This window comes from Paraburkholderia strydomiana, assembly GCF_046030495.1.
In the GTDB taxonomy this organism is placed as follows: domain Bacteria; phylum Pseudomonadota; class Gammaproteobacteria; order Burkholderiales; family Burkholderiaceae; genus Paraburkholderia; species Paraburkholderia strydomiana_A.
Genome location: NZ_JAQQCJ010000002.1, coordinates 51,911 through 69,444 on the forward strand (window position 1 = coordinate 51,911; position 17,534 = coordinate 69,444).

14 protein-coding genes and 1 pseudogene are annotated in these 17,534 nt (G+C 61.5%); 5 read left to right on the plus strand and 10 right to left on the minus strand.

Features of this window, described 5'->3' with window-relative positions; all coding sequences use genetic code 11:
* Nucleotides 1–247: 247 nt before the first annotated feature.
* The 4 genes and pseudogenes from PQQ53_RS03430 to PQQ53_RS03445 form a co-directional block, all read right to left on the minus strand.
* The gene (locus PQQ53_RS03430; protein WP_408323296.1) at nt 248–1,492 is read right to left on the minus strand and encodes an NADH-ubiquinone oxidoreductase-F iron-sulfur binding region domain-containing protein; all 1,245 of its coding nucleotides are present in this window, start codon (nt 1,490–1,492) and stop codon (nt 248–250) included.
* 21 nt (nt 1,493–1,513) lie between these two features.
* Entirely contained in the window at nt 1,514–3,163 is a 1,650-nt protein-coding gene (locus PQQ53_RS03435; protein WP_408323297.1) for an FAD-binding protein, read from the minus strand.
* 15 nt (nt 3,164–3,178) lie between these two features.
* Nucleotides 3,179–3,817, minus strand: coding sequence for a 2Fe-2S iron-sulfur cluster-binding protein (locus PQQ53_RS03440; RefSeq protein WP_408323298.1), 639 nt, complete (start codon nt 3,815–3,817; stop codon nt 3,179–3,181).
* 456 nt (nt 3,818–4,273) lie between these two features.
* A pseudogene (locus PQQ53_RS03445) lies at nt 4,274–4,567 on the minus strand (LysE family translocator); the annotation flags it as partial.
* Nucleotides 4,568–4,933: 366 nt separating this feature from the next.
* On the opposite strand from PQQ53_RS03445, the gene PQQ53_RS03450 reads away from it, so the two are divergent.
* From PQQ53_RS03450 to PQQ53_RS03465, 4 genes are all read left to right on the plus strand, one after another.
* On the plus strand, nt 4,934–7,480 hold the full coding sequence (locus tag PQQ53_RS03450; RefSeq protein WP_408323299.1) for a sensor domain-containing protein: 2,547 nt from the start codon (nt 4,934–4,936) through the stop codon (nt 7,478–7,480).
* 331 nt (nt 7,481–7,811) lie between these two features.
* On the plus strand, nt 7,812–8,249 hold the full coding sequence (locus PQQ53_RS03455) for a PRC-barrel domain-containing protein (RefSeq protein ID WP_408140988.1): 438 nt from the start codon (nt 7,812–7,814) through the stop codon (nt 8,247–8,249).
* An 868-nt stretch (nt 8,250–9,117) separates the two neighbouring features.
* Complete coding sequence (locus PQQ53_RS03460; RefSeq protein WP_408140991.1) at nt 9,118–9,564, plus strand: Fur family transcriptional regulator; 447 nt, start codon at nt 9,118–9,120, stop codon at nt 9,562–9,564.
* Between the two features lie 102 nt (nt 9,565–9,666).
* Nucleotides 9,667–10,026 (plus strand): glyoxalase superfamily protein, encoded by a 360-nt coding sequence (locus PQQ53_RS03465; RefSeq protein WP_408140993.1) that lies wholly within the window; start codon nt 9,667–9,669, stop codon nt 10,024–10,026.
* 49 nt (nt 10,027–10,075) lie between these two features.
* Here the strand turns inward: PQQ53_RS03465 and PQQ53_RS03470 are convergent, their stop codons facing one another.
* Genes PQQ53_RS03470 through PQQ53_RS03485 form a run of 4 tightly spaced genes read right to left on the minus strand, consistent with a single transcriptional unit; the run spans nt 10,076 to nt 14,564 of the window.
* Complete coding sequence (locus PQQ53_RS03470) at nt 10,076–11,536, minus strand: efflux transporter outer membrane subunit (RefSeq protein WP_408323300.1); 1,461 nt, start codon at nt 11,534–11,536, stop codon at nt 10,076–10,078.
* A gap of 12 nt (nt 11,537–11,548) precedes the next feature.
* Entirely contained in the window at nt 11,549–12,691 is a 1,143-nt protein-coding gene (locus PQQ53_RS03475) for an ABC transporter permease (protein ID WP_408152152.1), read from the minus strand.
* Entirely contained in the window at nt 12,688–13,632 is a 945-nt protein-coding gene (locus tag PQQ53_RS03480) for an ABC transporter ATP-binding protein (RefSeq protein ID WP_408323301.1), read from the minus strand. The genes PQQ53_RS03475 and PQQ53_RS03480 overlap by 4 nt, the downstream gene beginning before the upstream one ends.
* Entirely contained in the window at nt 13,629–14,564 is a 936-nt protein-coding gene (locus PQQ53_RS03485) for an HlyD family secretion protein (RefSeq protein ID WP_408323360.1), read from the minus strand. Before PQQ53_RS03485 ends, PQQ53_RS03480 begins: the two co-directional genes overlap by 4 nt.
* Nucleotides 14,565–14,871: 307 nt before the next feature.
* Here PQQ53_RS03485 and PQQ53_RS03490 point away from each other — a divergent pair, with 307 nt between their 5' ends.
* Entirely contained in the window at nt 14,872–15,555 is a 684-nt protein-coding gene (locus PQQ53_RS03490; protein WP_408141001.1) for a TetR/AcrR family transcriptional regulator, read from the plus strand.
* Between the two features lie 70 nt (nt 15,556–15,625).
* Here PQQ53_RS03490 and PQQ53_RS03495 read toward each other — a convergent pair whose 3' ends face one another.
* Both PQQ53_RS03495 and PQQ53_RS03500 read right to left on the minus strand, forming a co-directional pair.
* Nucleotides 15,626–15,988 (minus strand): hypothetical protein, encoded by a 363-nt coding sequence (locus tag PQQ53_RS03495; RefSeq protein WP_408323302.1) that lies wholly within the window; start codon nt 15,986–15,988, stop codon nt 15,626–15,628.
* Between the two features lie 153 nt (nt 15,989–16,141).
* Nucleotides 16,142–17,494, minus strand: a complete 1,353-nt coding sequence (locus PQQ53_RS03500; protein WP_408323303.1) for an MFS transporter — start codon at nt 17,492–17,494, stop codon at nt 16,142–16,144.
* Nucleotides 17,495–17,534 lie beyond the last annotated feature (40 nt).

The following is a 17,534-nucleotide window of genomic DNA, read 5'->3' on the forward strand; positions in this document are numbered from 1 at the left end:
TGACGGCGTGGTGCGCGTGCGGTAAGGGGACTCGGTAATCGTCCTATCCCGGGATTCGTTTGGACCTCCCGCTATCAGATTAGGTCGGATGGCCGGATCTGTCAGGCAACTGTTATCAATTGTTTTTTCGTGCGGACCCAATCACCCTGCTGACCTTGCTTTGGCCACGCGTTCCGCGAACGGCGGCACCACTTTGGAATGCTGCTTTTGTTTAAGACGGCAGCACGACGTCAAGTCTGATTTCGGTCTACGCCATCAGAAGCGCCTCATACTCTTCCCGGAACTGGTTGACGGAACTTTCCACCACCGTCACCGCGCCGTCGATCAAACCGCAACGTCCGCTGCCCGGCAGGATCCGGCATAAATTCTCCAACGCCTCGAGATCGGCGCGCACGGCGCGACCGGTATCGAGCCGGTTGAGAAGCCGCATCAGCTGGAACGTCCCGCCTTTGCAGGGCGGGCACTGCCCGCAGGAACCCTGGGCAAAGAAGCACACGTATTCGGCGACCTTGCGCACGATGCTGCTGCCTTCCGATACGACGATCATCGCACCGGTCCCGAGACGCGAATGGCGTTGCCGCACCGAGTCGAAGTCCAGCGCCACGTCGAGGTCGCGCTTCGTCAGCAAGGTATTGGAGGGGCCGCCCGTAAAGACCGCCTTGAATTCCTTGCCCTGCAACATGCCGCCGCCATGCTGAAAGACGAGCGACGCGAGGCTCGTCCCCATGGGCAATTCGTACAGGCCGGGATGCAGGACATCGCCCGAGAGCGAGTACAGCTTGGTTCCGGCTGCGTTCCCTATGCCGAGATCGCGGTACCACTGTGCGCCATGGCGCAGAATCCCCGGTACGTGCGCGAGTGTCTCCGTGTTGTTGACGATGGTCGGCACGCCATGCACGCCCGCCTCGGCGGGGAAAGGCGGTTTGCGACGTGGAAACGGAAATCCGCCTTCCACGCTTGCGATCACGGCGGTTTCCTCACCGCCGATATACAAGCCGGAACTGGGCAAGACGCGAAGTGTCACGGGGCCGCCGACCCGCTGCTCGAGCGCAACGAACAAGGCGTGCTGTTGCCACTGCTGCACCGCCTGACACGTCGCCGCGAGAGAGAGCGGCTGATGCGGATTGACGTAGAGAACCACGTGGTTCGCACGGGTAGCCGCCGCGGCGATCAGCGCGCCCTCGATCACCTGATGCGGCGTGTGTTCGAGAAGGAAGCGGTCCTTGAACGTGCCAGGCTCGTCTTCGTTGCCATTGCAGATGATGTACTTGTCGCCTTCACGGGCGGCGGCGACCGGTGTCCATTTGCGATGGGTCGAGAAGCCGGCGCCCCCCATGCCGCGCAAATCCGCCTCGGCGATTTCGGCGATGATGGCTTCCGGCTCGTGCAGCGCCCTGGCGAGTCCTTCCCCGCCGCCGCGCGCAAGCCAGGCATCGAGGTCCGCGCCGACCCGGATATCGTCTCTCAGCAGAACCTGATTCAGTGCTTGCATCGTCGCGCTCCGTGGATCGCATCAGCGGATGCCGATCGGCAGGTCCGCATGCGCGCTCGCGCGCAGGCCGGCATCGACTCGCAGATCGAAATGAGCGTAGTCCGGGAAAAGCTGCGGTGCCTTCACGTGCAAAGGCAGACCGGCCAAGGTCAGTTCCCGCTGCCAGGCGTGAACATGGCCGATGCCCGCGCGGCTCGCCACGACGCGTCCCCGCGTTTGCGCCGCCGAGGCTCCGGCACGGCGTCCCATGCTCAGGATATCGAGCAGCGCGTTGCCCATCAGCCGGTTGCGTCCATGAATGCCGCCCGTGACCTCGCCGACGCAATACAGGCCGGGCACGCTGGTGGTGCCGTCCTTATCGATCGCGACGCCGCCGTTCTGATAGTGGAGGGTCGGGTAGACGAGGAAGGGCTCCTGCGCCGCATCGTGACCACATTTGTGCGCGAGATGGCGCAGCGTCACGAGGCGTTTCTCCAGAATGCCGGGGTTCTCCCGTTCGAGCGTCGGGGTGTCGAGGAAGACGCCGATCCGGCCGTCACGTTCGATTCCGCGTCCCTGCGCACATTCGCGCAGGATCGCCGATGCCACGATGTCCCGTGGCTTGAGTTCGTCCACGAAGCGCTCACCCTCGCCATTGATCAGCCTGGCGCCGGCGGAGCGCGCCGCTTCCGAGATGAGTCCGCCCACCAGGTGAGGCGGATAGGCGATGCCGGTGGGGTGGTACTGGAACGAGTCGAGTTCGCGCAAGGACGCGCCGATTCGATAGGCGAGCACGAGGCCGTCGGCGGTCGCGCCGTAGTGGTTGGACGTCGGGAAAGCATGGAGGTGCAGCCGTCCGGCGCCGCCGGTCGCGAGGATCACAGCATGCGCGCGCACCAGCGTGAAGGTGCGCCATTCCAGGTTGTAGATCACGGCCCCGGCGCAGCGCCCCCGCTCGTCGGACAGGAATTCGACTACGGGGCAGCGGTTCCATACATCGATGCCCGGATCGAGATCCACCGCCTCGCGCAGCACACGCATCATCTCCAGGCCGGTGTAGTCGCGATAGGAGAGAATGCGCGCGGCCGATGCGCCCCCAGGCTTTTTGCGCAGAAGGTTGCCGCCGATGGGCTGCCCTTGCTCCTGGTCGAACATCATGCCGAGCTGGATCAGCCAGCGAATCACATCAGGGCCGTCCATCACCATCTGCGCCACGAGTTCAGGCTCGCCGCAGAAGTGTCCGGCGCGTAGCGTGTCTTCGAAATGCAGTTGGGGGCTGTCGTCCTCTCCGATCGCGGCCTGGATTCCGCCTTCGGCCATCACGGTGTTGCTGTCGCCGAGCCGCAGCTTGGTCGCGAGCATCACGCGCGCGCCTTGCCTGGCCGCGGTGAGCGCCGCAGCGCATCCGCCGCCTCCGCCGCCGACCACGAGCACGTCGGTGGTCACGAGTTGGGCGCCGGCGATGTCGACGTCGTCGATCAGCGCATTGGCTTGAAGATAGCGCGCGAGATCCCGCTGACAGGGCGCGCCGCGATTCACGCCGACGCTCAGTGCAACGTGTGCGTCGCTGCCGTGGTCAGGGTGATAGCCCTTGAGCAGTTCATCGACGGACATGGCGTCGCTGCGTAGCGAGGGCATTGCACCGGGATGGTAGCGCTTGCGTGCTGCGTCGTAAGGAATGCCAATGGACATGTTCTTTCGATTCCCTCAGCGCGGCGGCTGCGCGCCCGGCGCATCGAAATCGATCTTCATCTCACCGCTTTCGATCTGATGCAGACGCCGCATGAGATTGGCCGGCCGCAGCGTCAGCGCTGCAACCGTTCTTCGCACGAACAGGCCGAGATGATTCGGCCTGATATGTTCAGGGCAGGCGAGCGTGCAGAGGTTACACATGACGCATTCGTCGAACACCGCGCCCGACGCGGTGAGCTGGCCGTCCACGGCGAGACTCACGCCGCGCTGGACATCCAGTCCCTTCGGACATGCGCGATCGCAGCCGTTGCAGTGGCGGCAATGAGACGCCTCGGGGAATATCTCGGAGATCGCGCGCAACGTCTGCCAACTGTCGCTGATGTCTTCGATGCGATAGACATGACGTGCGGACGTGGTGAAGTAATCGAGGAATGCGACCTGCATACCGTCTTCGATCAGGGTCTCGCAAGCAAGCTCGGTTTTCACCTCCTGCTCGCCGCTGCGCCGGACCATGACACGGCACGAGCCGCATACCCCTTGGCCCATGCAGCCGACACCCTCGACCAGTGTCTCGCCTGCATGGATGAACGCCTGCAGGATCGAGCAATTGGCCGGGGCCTCGAGTTGGCGTCCTTCAATGCTCAGGCAAACCATCTTCTCGCACTGTCCTTGCGCGGCACTCGCGCCACGCTGGCGAAACCACCCAAAAGGTCTTATAAACAATAGCACATCGGACGTTGTTGCCAAGGGGAGCATCCATGACTGCTTTCTGGAAAGGCATTGCACCTCTTGTGGTCGTGATCGTGGTCGTGATTGCGGTCATTTCCGCTCCCGAAGGCCTTGCTTAACATGCGCGGTAGTACTTCGCCATTTTTGCCGGCGTGATCGTCGGGTTCATGCTTGAGCCGACCCCGGGCGCGGCGATCGGCCTCATCGCCGTAACGCTGGTGAGTGTGTTCTGCGAATGGGTCTTCTAAAGCTCCGAGCAACTTGCGAAGCCCGGCTTCAATGTGGCGAACGCGAGTCTCAACTGGGCGACCTGCGTGACGAGTTCGATGTTTCTCACGGTGACCCATTTGCTTGCGCCAAGTTTATGGTGGATCTTTTTCACGCCGAGCGAGTAGATCCCTGCAATTGCCTGACGCCAAGATAGATAAGATAAGCAGAACCAACCACCTTCATGCCGACAAACAACGCGGGCAATGCTACTCAAATCGTCTCAACCCCCAACGCGACCAACAGGACAACCACAAGTTGAGCCGCCAGATTTCCAGCGATGGTCGACGCTATACCACCGCTGCCATACCGAACCGTGTTGCGAACGACGAGAAGAATGTTGGGATCAGGTGAAATCGTCGTCACAAGATAGGCCGTGGCGAAAAGAAGCCAAGTGTGAAATGACACCAAAGGTCTCAGGTTCGTTCATCAAGTTGTCGATGCCTTCCCCTACTGCCACGGAATCCAAATGTTGGGGCCAGAGCGTTGGCAGCCGGTTCAGCCGTCATCGTTGAGTCCGTGAACTTTCGTTTTCACACTTATGCGAACGCAGAAAATGGGCACGCCGTCGCGATTTTCTTCGAAGGGTTCGGGTAAACGCTTTTGCCGGTTATCAGCATGCGTTATGGCGTTCTCTTCGCGGCTGCATTACTCTCGTTGAACGGCGGCGCGGGGGCGCCCCGTCGACCGGCTGCGAGGCGCAAAGCCGACACGCGGATTCGGGCGAGAGCGGTGCCAGTTGGGGAACGATAGGAACGGCAAAGGACGAAGACGATGGCGCAAGTTCAGACAGCCAGAATTCTCGTGCAGGTGCTGGCACAGATGCCGGACGCGATCGTGCTGGTGGACGAGAACGGCACGATTGGATTCTTCAATCCGGCGGCCGAAGCGCTGTGGGGTCTGACCGCCGCGGCGGTTCTCGGCCGCGATGCCGTGGCGCTGCTGCCGCGAGGGTTTCAATCGACCGACCACGCTGCGCAGGCCGGCGACGTCGACGGCACCACATCAGACCTGCAGATCGAGCGTAACGATGGCGCAACGCGGCGCGGCGTGATGTCGGTGCATGCGTTCAAAGTTGATGGGCACACATTTCGCGCGGCTTTCATCAAGGACGTGACGGATCAGCAGCGTCAGCGCGAAGAATGGCAGCAACTTTCGATGGTGCTGAACGGCAGCGATCACGCGATTATCGTGGCCGGCCTCGACGGCACGATTTCGTTTATCAACGGCGCCCTCACGAGAATGCTGGGGTATGAGCTTGCCGAAGTCCAAAGCAAGCGCCTTTTCGAACCCTTCACCGGTCTGCACACGAACCTGGAGACGGTCGCACGCTTGCAGTCCATGGCGCGCCAGCCGCCGATGGCGAGTGAGTCGCTGCGCGAGGACCTGCTCGTGTACACGAAGGGCGGCACACCGCTGTGGATCAGCGCGGGCATCACCGTCGTCAGGGACAGCGCGGGCGTGCCGGTCAACATGCTCGCGATGCTGACCGATATCACGCTGACGAGAATGCGCGAGGAGCTCCAGCAAAAGGTGCTCGATGCCATGGCGCGCGAATTGCCCGCGACCGAGGTCGCCGGAATCTTATGCCGCGAAGTGGAGCGCATCGCGCCCGAAATCATAGCGACTTTTCTGCGCGTGGACGATCAGGGGCGGCTCTTCACATTGGCCGCGCCGCGCTTGCCCGCTGCGGCAATCCGCGCGATAGACGGCGAGCCGATCGGCCCCTGCGCCGGCTCGTGCGGCACCGCCGCCTGGCGAGGCACGCCGGTCGTGGTGACGGATATCGCCAGCGATCCGTTGTGGACCGGTTATCGTCATCTGGTGCAGCCGCTAGGACTCGCGGCGTGCTGGTCGTATCCGGTCAAGGGCGCCGACGGTTCGGTGCTCGGCACATTCGCGTTCTACTACCGCGACAATCACGGCCCGGTGGCATTCCATCAGAGCCTCGTGGACATGGGGCTGAGTCTTTGCGCACTTCTGCTCGAGCGCGAAAAAGCACGCATGCGCATCCATCAGCTGGCGTTTCACGACACGCTGACCGGCTTGCCGAATCGCAATATGTTCGAGGCTCAGGCAAAACAACTCGTCAACGATGCACGCCGCGCCGGGAGCGATCTGGCCTTGTTGTTCATCGACCTCGACCGGTTCAAACGGGTGAATGACACCCGCGGCCATGCAACGGGTGACCAGGTGCTCTGCGAGACCGGCCGCCGCTTCAAAGCCGTGCTGCGGGACGGCGATCTGCTTGGTCGTCTCGCTGGCGATGAATTCGTCGCGGTACTGCCGCATTGTGGCGCGCAACAGGCGACGAGCATCGTCAAGCGCCTGCTCGCCGCGGCTGCGCCGCCGATTATCGTCGCCGGCGCGTCGATCCATACGAGCGCCACCATCGGTATCGCGATGTATCCCGCAGACGGCCGGGACGTGCTGACGCTGCTGCGTCAGGCAGACATCGCGATGTACCAGGCCAAGGCGCAAGGCCGCGGCGGCTTCAGTTTTTTCCGCGAAGAGATGAGCCGCAACATTCAGGAGCAGGCCATGCTGGAGGCGGACCTGCGCATTGCGCTGAAGCACGATCTGCTCGACCTGTGGTATCAGCCGCAATTCGATGCCGCGAACGGACACACGCTCAGCGGCGTAGAGGCGCTGCTGCGCTGGAATCACGCGACACTGGGCACTGTGCCGCCGGTGCGCTTCGTCGTGCTGGCGGAGGAGTGCGGATTGATCGGCGAGCTGGGCAAATGGGTGATGGAGCGGGCGTGCCGCCAACTGGCTGCCTGGCGTGCACAAGGCGTGAGTATCCCGCGTGTGTCGATCAATCTGTCAGCCAGCGACTTCCGCGATTGCACGCTCGCCGACCGCGTTGCACAGACCTTGCTCGCGCACGGATTGCAGCCGCGCGATCTGACGCTCGAGATGACCGAAAGCGTGATGCTGAGCGACGAGCCCGGTGTGTTGTTGATGATCGACGAGCTTCACCGGCTGGGCGTGCAACTGTCACTGGATGATTTCGGCACCGGTTATTCGAGCCTCGGCTATCTTCACCGCTTGCCGCTCGATGAACTGAAACTCGACAGAAGCTTCGTGCGCGATCTCGATCACAGCGACTCGGCGCGAGCGTTGACATCGACTGTATTGCGCATCGGCGAGAGCCTGAATATCAAGGTCGTCGCCGAAGGTGTGGAGACCGAAACGCAGCGGCAGTTCCTGATCGACCACGGGTGTCCGGTGCTGCAAGGCTATCTGCTGGGACGGCCGATGGCACCGCCTCTGCTCGAAGAGTGGTTGCGCGGCACGCATGCGAGAGTGCCTGTTTGACGGCGGTGCGGGACGAAAACGTCTTCCACTTTTTGTGCTGGGTTCTCTCGCAGAGCGCCAAAGCGTGCATCTGTTCACCATATTGGCGCCGGCGTGCACACGCCGAGGGAGATATTGTTCGGAATCGCACCGCATTCCTTATTAGAAAGACGATCTTCTTCGTTTTCATCGGCAATGGCTGAATTCGACTATTCCATTACGTGCGTCAACTACAGATGACATCTCACGCTGTTCAAGGAGTTTGATTCTTTACTTTTCGATTTTTGTGGACTTTAATAAAGACGCTTTACTTCCGCCATCGATTAGACGAACAATATTTTATGAGGACTTCATGAAATCAAAGATCGCCGCATTAGCGATGATGTCCGCCTCGTTGGGCATGATCTCTTCGTATTCGTACGCGCAAGTTGCGGGCACGCAGCCTCTCGGTGTCAGCGTCACGGAGTCGACGGATCTTATCCTTGGGTGGAGCGTCAAGAAGTCGGTGCTCAACAAGGCGGTGTACAACGAGAATGGCGAAAAAGTCGGCGTTATCCACGACATTATCGTCGCACCCGACCGCTCCGTTTCGTTTGCTATCGTCGCGGCGAATCAGTTCCTCGGCGTATCGCATCATGACGTCGCCATTCCGGTCGAACAGCTGGACTATACGGATGGCAAGCTAGTGCTGGCCGGCGCCACGAAGGCGGCGATCAAGGCGCTGCCCGTGTTCCAATACACGAAGGTGAAGGCGACGCCGACACCGCGTTCGGAGTTTCCGCATCATTAGGCTTTAGGTGGATGAGTGCCGGGTTGTTTGAAGAAGCATGATCCCGGAGATGATTGTGCCGCCGCGCCAAGTGTGGAGTTACGTGCGGCGGTGCAACTCGCGATTGTTTCTGCATAACGGCCTCGATGCAGGCCATCTCTCGCTCCATCATGCCGTGTGCGGGGTATGTACGCGTCCATACCAATTCACCGCACCACCCGTACCATCCGCAGTCACATCCCTTGACGCCGTCGAGGCCACGCGAGCATCTCGCGGACCAGCCAGGAGAGTGGGCGCTCCTCAGATAGACACTGTGTAGTCAGACAAGGCCTTCAGAGATTGACGCTGTTCCCTTTCCCATCGGTGATCTGAAGCGAGACGCGAACCTCTGGATACTGCGTTGCAAACCACGGCAGCGCGGGGCCCCCAAACGCCGTGCGAACTCGTCGTCTATCGGGGTACTTTCTCCGGCTTCGTGTTCGGCCGCCAGATTCATCCTCACGCCTTTGAAAGTACGGGCGTCGACAAATCCGGTCTTGACGGTTTTGGTTTCAGGGTCGCAGTAAGACACAAAATACTCGGTCATCGGTAGCCTCTTCATGCCCCCCGCGCTGCAATGTCCATTTTCTGGCTCGAACGGCTGCGCATCCGCTAGTGGCGTCGAAAGGCTGGCGAGAGGTCGTTGGTCGTCATTGCGTTGCCGGGCGCAATGCGCTGATTCGTTGTGATTCGACCCCCGACTTAAGGTTGTCTTAAGGAAGCGGCTCACATAGTTTGGCAACTTGCAGATCGCCCTGCCACGCGGGACGACAGCCTTACCAACCACTTCCTCGCATTGACAGACGACCCAGGCGCTTCCGGTTGCCCGTCTTGCGCTGCCATTACATCCATGAACATTCAGCGAATTCTGGAACAGGCCGGCTTGCGGCCCACGTTCCCACGTGTGCTGGTGCTGGAGTTCTTTCAGCAGCATGCCCACGAACACTTCAGCGCGGAGCAGCTTTACAAGCGGTTGAACGAGGACATGCGCAATTTGAGTCTGGGCACCCTGTACCGGGCGCTCGGTTTGCTGGTCGACGCGAAATTGCTGTCAAGCGTTGCATTCGGCGACGGCCGTCTGGTTTACGAACGGAACGACGGCAAGCAGCACGATCACCTGGTGTGTACGGCCTGCGGCTGCATTCACGAGTTTTTCGATGCCGAGATCGAGGCACGGCAGAAGGCGGTGGCGGACAACTTCGAGTTCGACGTGTCGGAACGGCAACTGGTGGTGTTCGGTCTTTGTGCCGAATGCAGAAAGAGCGAGGTGCGCGTGAAGACGGTGGTCAGGAGATAGCATGCAGCGCCATGCGGCGCTCGACACCAGGGCCAAATGGTTGACAGGAAGCGGGTAACCCGTTGAAGTGCGGTTTCGACTCGACGACTGCGGAGCAAGCCGATGACGCTTCTGAACGCCATACCGATCTTGCGCATGTTCTCCATCGAGAGGACATACGCGTTCTATCTGACCTACCTTGGCTTCGAACTCGACTGGGAGCATCGGTTTGCCGACGATTTGCCGCTGTATGCGCAGATCAGGCGTGACTCTGTCATCGTGCATCTGAGCGAGCATCACGGCGACAGTACGCCGGGATCAGCCATATTCCTGCCGGTCGATGACATCGAGTCGTTGCATCGGGAACTGCAAGGCAAGCAGTATTCGTATGCAAGGCCTGGGATCGAGGAAGTCGGTTGGGGACGGCAGATACAAGTCACCGACCCGTCTGGTAACCGGCTGCGCTTTTGTCAGTTTTCGTAGATCTGGACCGGACGTGTCGATCTCAGGCCACTGAGATGCGCAGGCCGGCTCATTGCTCACTCACCTGCGTCGTTATCGGCACGCCGCTGCCAAGCGCCTGAAATAGCGCCGCCGAATCGGCGAATTGATCGGCCTGCGCCCGCGTCCGGTCGATCGCAGTCTGCAAGGCCTGGCGTTGCGCGTCGAGCAACGCCGTCTGGCTAATGCCCCCCGCTGCATATTGCCGGCTCGCAATCGAGACGCTCGCCTGTGCGTGTTGCCAGGCGTCGTCGCGGGCCTGCAATTCGTGCGCGTCGTCGCGCAGTGCTGTCAACGAATCGGCGACCTGTTGCAGCGCTTGCAAGACAGTTTGCTGATAGCCGGCCAGGGCGGCCTCGTAGGCGGCCTGTGCTGCGCGCTTCTTCGCATGCAATTCGCCGCCACGGAAAAGAGGCTGCGTCAGATTGAGCCCGATGTTCCAGATGTTCAAACCATTGATGACGTCGCCGATGTTCGTGCGCTGCGAGCCGAATCCCGCCGACAACGAAAACTGCGGATAAAGGTTGGCCGTCGCGACGCCGACATTCGCACTGGCCTGATGCAACAACGCTTCGGACGCGCGAATGTCGGGCCGCTCGCGTGCGAGTGTCGAAGGCAGCGTGACGGGCAGGTCGTTGGGCAGATGAAGCGCATCGAGCGTGATGTCGCTGAAATCCGTTTTCGACGGTGTGGCGCCCAGCAGAATCGCGAGTTGATGATCGGTTTGCGCAAGCTGCGTGGTGAGCGGCGGCAACGATGCGCGCGTTTGCGCGAGCAGGGTGCGCTGGCTGTGCACGTCGAGTTGGGCCACGCCGCCGGCGGCAAAGCGTGCCTCGATGATCGTCAGTTGCCGGGCCTGCGCGTGTTCGAGATCTTGTGTCAATTCGATCTGCTGCTGCAACGACGCGCGCCGGATCGCCGCCGACACGACATTGCCCGCAATGGATAGCCGCGCCGCGTCGAGTTCGAACGACTCGTAATCGACTTGGGCGAGGCTCGCTTCGAGCGCCCGACGATTGGCGCCGAACACATCGAACACATACGACACACTCACCGAAGCGTTGAACAGCGAGAACGGCCCGGGACTATTCACATTGGGCACGCCGAACGCGGCAGGGTCGACCTTCTGGCGCGATGCGGAAATTGTCGCGTCTACGCTGGGAAATTGGGTCGAACCCGCCTGCGCGTTGTAGTTTTCGCGGGCTTCGATCAGCTTTGCACGAGCCTGCGCCAGCGTCGGGCTTTGGCGCAACGCCTCGTCAGCCAGACGGTCCAGCGCATCCGAATGAAACTGCCGCCACCACATCGGCATCGCACTGTCGCTGATGCGCAAGGTCTGCGTAAATGCGGCCGTGCTGTCGGCCGATGCGGCGCGTTGCGGCAGGCCATCGCGCGTATAGGCTTGCGTGTCGGGCGCGGGCGGGCTCTGAAAGTCCGGGCCGACTGCGCAGCCGCATAGCGTGAGCGCGCCCATCATAACGAGTGATTTCATCGCCTTGTCCTTCTAATCGAGCGTGCGCCGGTAGAAGCGCAGCGCAATCGCCATGACGATTGCCGTAAAGAGCACCATCGGCCACACCGACGGCCATAGGTCCGCCCAGCCATTGCCTTTGAGCAGAATGCCGCGGATCAGGCGGTTGAAGTAGGTCAGCGGCAGCAGATTGCCGATGAACTGCGCCCAGCGCGGCATGCCCGCAAACGGGAACATGAACCCCGACAACAGGATGTTCGGCAGGAAATAGAAGAAAGTCAGTTGCATCGCCTGCAACTGGTTCTGTGCGAGCGAGGACAGCGTGATGCCGACGGTGAGGTTGGCCGCGATGAAGAGCAACGCGGCAAGATAGATCGCCACCGGGCTGCCGACGAACGGCACGTTGAAGACGAAGCGCGTCGCAGCAAGAATGATCGACGCTTGAATCAGCCCGATTGCAATGTAAGGCACGATCTTGCCGGTCATCACTTCGATCGGAAGGACTGGTGTCGCGAGCAGGTTTTCCATCGTGCCGCGTTCGCGTTCGCGTGTGATCGCGAGGCCCGTCATCATGACGAGCGTCATCGTCAGGATCACGCCCATCAAGCCGGGGACCACGTTGTACTGCGTAATGCCTTCGGGGTTGTACAGGTTATGAACCTGCACGCCGAATGCGCCCGGCCCGCCGTTCAGATGCGCGAGCGGACCGGTGATGTCCTTGTCGGCGACGGGTTGGATCAGACCCGGCAGCGCGGCGACGGCGGTGCTGGTCGCGGTCGGATCGGTTGCGTCGGCTTCGATCAGCAACGACGGATGCTCGCCGCGCAGCAATTTCGTGGAGAAATCGACCGGGACGTTGAGAACGAATTGCACGCGGCCTTGCGCGAGCGCGCGCCGCCCGGCTTCTTCATCCGGCAGGGTTTCGATCACGTTGAAATACGCCGAGTTGGTCATTGCAGCAACGAAGCTGCGGGAGAACTCGCTTTGATCGTGAATAACGACGGCGGTGGGTAGATGCCGTGGATTCGTATTGATGGCGAAGCCGAATAGCGAGAGCTGAATGATCGGCAAACCGATGATCATCGCGAACGTGATCCGATCGCGCCGAAGTTGCAAAAACTCTTTGAGCACGATGCTCCACCAGCGGCTCAACGAAAACACGGTTCGTCTGCTCATGATGGCGCTCCGAAATTGTCTTTCGCGTGACTCATCAGGTAGATGAAGACGTCTTCGAGTCCCGTGCCGATCGGCTCGATACGCAGTGTGGTGCCCGCGGTCGCTTGCCTGACCGCCTGTTCGAGTGCGGCATGGTCGCTGCCGCTGACATGCAGCGCGGAGCCGAAGACAACGGTCTGGTCGACGCCGGGCGTCGTGCGAAGCTGTTCGGACAGAGCGCTCAGGTGTTCACCGTGGATGCACCACGTCGATAGATGCTGTGACTCGATGACTTCGTTCGATGTGCCTTGCGCGAGCAACTTGCCGTAGGCGATGTACGCAAGCTTGTGACAGCGTTCGGCTTCATCCATGTAGTGCGTGCTGACCAGCACCGAAATGCCGCGCGCGGCCAGCCGGTGCAGTTCTTCCCAGAAATCGCGCCGCGCGGTGGGATCGACGCCGGCGGTCGGTTCGTCGAGCAATAGCAGCTTCGGTTCGTGCAGCATGCACGCGGCGAGCGCGAGCCGCTGCTTCCATCCGCCGGACAATGAACCTGTCAATTGATTGGCACGGCTTTGCAGTCCGAGCGATTCGAGCGAGCGGTCGACCGCCTGACGGCGGTTCTTCATCTGATAGACCCGTGCGACGAAGTCGAGATTTTCGCGGATGGTCAGATCTTCCCAATACGAAAAGCGCTGCGTCATGTACCCGACGTTACGCTTGATGGCTTGGCTCTCGCGCAGGATGTCGTAACCGAGGCAGGTGCCGGTGCCGGAATCCGGCGTCAGCAGTCCGCACATCAATCGGATCGACGTGGTTTTGCCGCTGCCGTTGGGGCCGAGAAAGCCGAAGATTTCGCCTCGTGCGACCTGCAACGACACGTCGTTGACGACGTGCTTGTCGCCGAAACGTTTGTTCAGATGCTGAACGTCGATGACGTGCTCGGGGGTCTCGCCGTTCATTGCAGCACCACCGTCACCGGCTGGCCCGGATGCAGCCTGTTCGCGTCCGCGACGGACGGATGCGCTTCGACCATGAACACGAGCTTCTCGCGGGTTTCGTTGCTGTAGATGACGGGCGGCGTGTATTCCGCCTCGTTCGAGATGTAGGTGATTTTCGCGGACACGTCGGCTGCGCAACCGTCGCAATGGATCGCCACGTTGCGGCCGTTCGCCAGTCGACCGACAAGGCTCTCCGGCACGAAGAAGCGCACCTTGATGTTTTGCGGCGGCAGCATCTGCACGACGGGACTTCCCGCCGGCACCCATTCTCCCGTTCGATAAATCGTGTCGTAAATCAGCCCCTCCGCAGGAGCGCTGACTCGCTTCTGGTCCAGCTTCCATTGCGCCTGCGCGACGACTGCTTCGGCGGCTGCCACCTGCGCCTGGAGCGCCGCGATCTGTTGCGAACGCCCGGGCAGGCGCGCCACTTCGACCTGATTCGTCAGCTCGCGCACCTGTGCGGCTGTGGCGTCGGCGGCGGCTTGCGAATCGTCGAGCTGCGCTTTGGCAATGCCGCCTGCCGCGAACTGCGCCTTGTCGCGCGTGAGTTGCAAGGATGCCTTGCGCGCATTGGCGACTGCCTGGGCAAGCTGCGCGCGATTGACGTTGACCTCCGGCACGCGTTTGCCAGTCTCGATGTCCGCCAGTTGCGCGCGCGTCGCCGTGAGTTGCTGTTCGGCCTGTCGAAGCGCGGCGGTTTCGTCGACCGCTTCGAGAGTGAACAGCTGCGTATCCGCTTTCACATATTGCCCGCGTGCCGCTGATAATTGCGTCAGTCTTCCTGCCTGCGACGAGCCGAGATAGACGAATTCGCCCTCGACATAGCCCTGGTATGCGCTGTTGTCGGAATGGGAGCAGGCTGTGAGCGTGACGCCCAGGAGCATGGCGAACATCGTCACGAAGCGCCCGGGAACCGGCAGCACAAGGTTCGTTAGCGAGGTAAGCATGGGTTCATCCGCAAAAACGCGCCTGGTCGGACACGCGTATTCAGTAAGTAATCCATATCATTGATAGCGCGATACGGCGTTCGTCTGGCTGACTCGTGGCTACCCAAAGCGGCGGCGCGGTGCGCGCTGTTCGCTGCCGAAGCAGGCCCGCATGCGGGTCAAACCCGACGCAAGGCCGCTTCCGATGAAGTAGAATCGATGATATGTGAATTTGAATTTGAATTCAAACTATTTCCCGAATCACCGATTCTTCATGCCCACATCCTCGACAAAAACCGGCTCGACGCGCAAACAGCGGGCTACGCGTCCTGACGGCGCGGCCACGCGCCAACATCTGCTCGACACAGCCGGACAGGTATTTGCCGCGCGCGGCTTCGCGGATGCCACGAGCAAGGAGATCTGCGAACGCGCAGGTACGCCGATGGCATCGGTGCATTACCACTTCGGCAGCCGCGAGGCGCTTTACGAGGCGGCGCTGGTGGAAGCGCACCGGCAGGTTGTCGGGCTCGACGAGTTGAAGGCGCTAACCGAGGGCGTTAGCGATCCGAAGGACAAGCTTCGCGCGGTTATCTCGCACTTCGTCGGCCTGTCGGTCAACGCGGCGGCGCCGTGGGGATTCATGCTGATGCTGCGCGAGGTGCTCTCGCCGTCGCCGGCGATTCCTGCGCTCATCGAGAAAGCGGTGCGGCCCAAGGCTGCGCTTTTGCTGGGACTCATCGGCGAGGTGCTTCAATTGAACCCCAAAGAGCCTGCCGTGCAACGGGCGTTGATGTTCACGGTGCTGCCGTGCATCGCGATGATGATTGCGCCGAAGCAGATGCAGACGGCCTTGCTGCCCGCAGTCGCCAAAGACAAGAAAGCGCTTGTCGATGACTTTGTGCGCTTCGTGCTGGCCGGGCTGGATGCGATTGCGCTCGCGCATCGCGCAGGCAAGTAGCTCGTCAATTGGGCGACACGAGCTCTATCCTCAACGACCCCCGCTCGGGCGATTGATCGGTACGGCGCCGTTACTCGAAGAGATCAGCTTGCACATACTGCGCGCTGGAATGTTTCAGCGTGGGCTCAGGCTTCGACTCGATCCTGAAGAAAGCCGGGTCGACGCCTGCATTTTTTGCCGCCCGGAGCCAGTCCGGCATGTCGCCGAGTCCGTTCCAGTCGTTGCCCTTGGCGTCACGGTAGATCGGCGGATTGTCGAGATCGTGCTGGATGGATTCGGCGAGCGCCTCGAACGTGATGCCGAACTCGCTCATGCGGCGGCGAATCCAGATAATGAGACGTTCGCGCGCCTCACCGTCGGCGATTCTTCCTGTCATCGTTGTGCTTGCTGTGTCGGATAAGAAAAAGCCCGCGCGGAGGCGGGCTGAATCCATATCAGAGGAGACATGGAGGAGACGGGCTTAGTATAAACCCGATAACTCAATCGTGTCTGCTGACGCGGGCAATCCGTTGTGTGCTCGCCACTGAGGCCACCGCCAGTGATCTTCGTCGAAAGACGCTTCGATGCGACCGGATCATGATCGGCCTCACACCGCTTTTTTCGCATCCCGGCAATACACAGCACGCGCGCGACGGTCTTCGTCACCATGCCGCAAGCGAAGACTGCACACCGCGGCGACAATCAGCGCAACCGCCAGAACGATGAGACCGTTGGTCGCGCTGCCCGTCGACTGTTCGATCAGGCCCATGACCGTCGGCCCGACGAATCCCCCTAGCAGACCACACGAATTGACCAGCGCGAGACCGCCGGCCAAGGCGGCGCCGCTGAGCCGCGAGGACGGGAACGTGAAAATGATCGACTGCACCACGAAGAACATGAACGCGGCGAGGCACATTCCAAGCAGGCCGATCGCCGGCCGCGAGTGCGCGGCGATCAACAGCCCGAGCGCCATCACAACCAGCCCGCCGACCAGCAAGAGCCGGCTGCGTGCCGACGTGCTGGCGAAGCGCGGCAGCGCCGCCGCGCCGATGGCGGCGGCGATCCACGGTGTCGCCGACAACGTCCCCACCACCAGCGGCGAGAAATGTCCCGACGCGCCGATCACGCCCGGCAGAAAGAAGATGGTCGTGTAGATGGTGAGTTGGTGGCAGAAGTACACGAGGATGGCGAGCCAGACTTGCGGATCGCCCAGTGCATGGCGCAGGGAATGGCTGGCACGTCCGTCTCCTGCCTGCGCATCGCGTTCGGCGGCGAGGCGCGCCTCGATTTCCGCGGCTTGCGCCGGCGACAGCCACGATGCTTGCAGTGGCTTGTCGGGCAGCATCTTCCAGACCACGACCGCGAGCAGCACCGCCGGCAACCCTTCGATCACGAAAAGCCACTGCCAGCCGCGCAAACCGAGCATGCCGTCGAGTTCAAGAAGCGCACCGCCGAGCGGCCCGCCGACAATGTTCGCGACGCATACGCCGATCAGGAAATAGCCTGTTGCAAGCGCCCGTTCTTCGCGGGTGAACCAATACGTCAGGTAGAGCATGACACCGGGGAAGAGCCCTGCTTCAGCGGCGCCCAGCAACAGCCGCATCACGTAGAACGACGTCTCGCCGCGCACGAAGGCCATGCCGATCGATAACACCCCCCACGTCACCATGATGCGCGTGATCCATAGCCGCGCGCCCACCTTGTTCATCACCAGGTTGCTCGGTATTTCCAGCAATGCGTAGGTGAGAAAGAACAGTCCCGCGCCGAGTCCATAAGCGGCCGCGGACAGCCCGAGGTCGATGCTCATGGTGTGTCGGGCCAACGCGATATTCGTTCGATCGAGAAAGCTGATGACGTAGACAACGACGAGTAACGGCATCAGCTTGCGGATCAGGAGCCGTGTAAGTGCGGATTGCGCAAGCTGACCGGCTTGCGGCTTCGTTGATCGATGCGTTGACATGTGAATCCCCAGATCTGGGTAGGTGGAACGTCGGAGATCC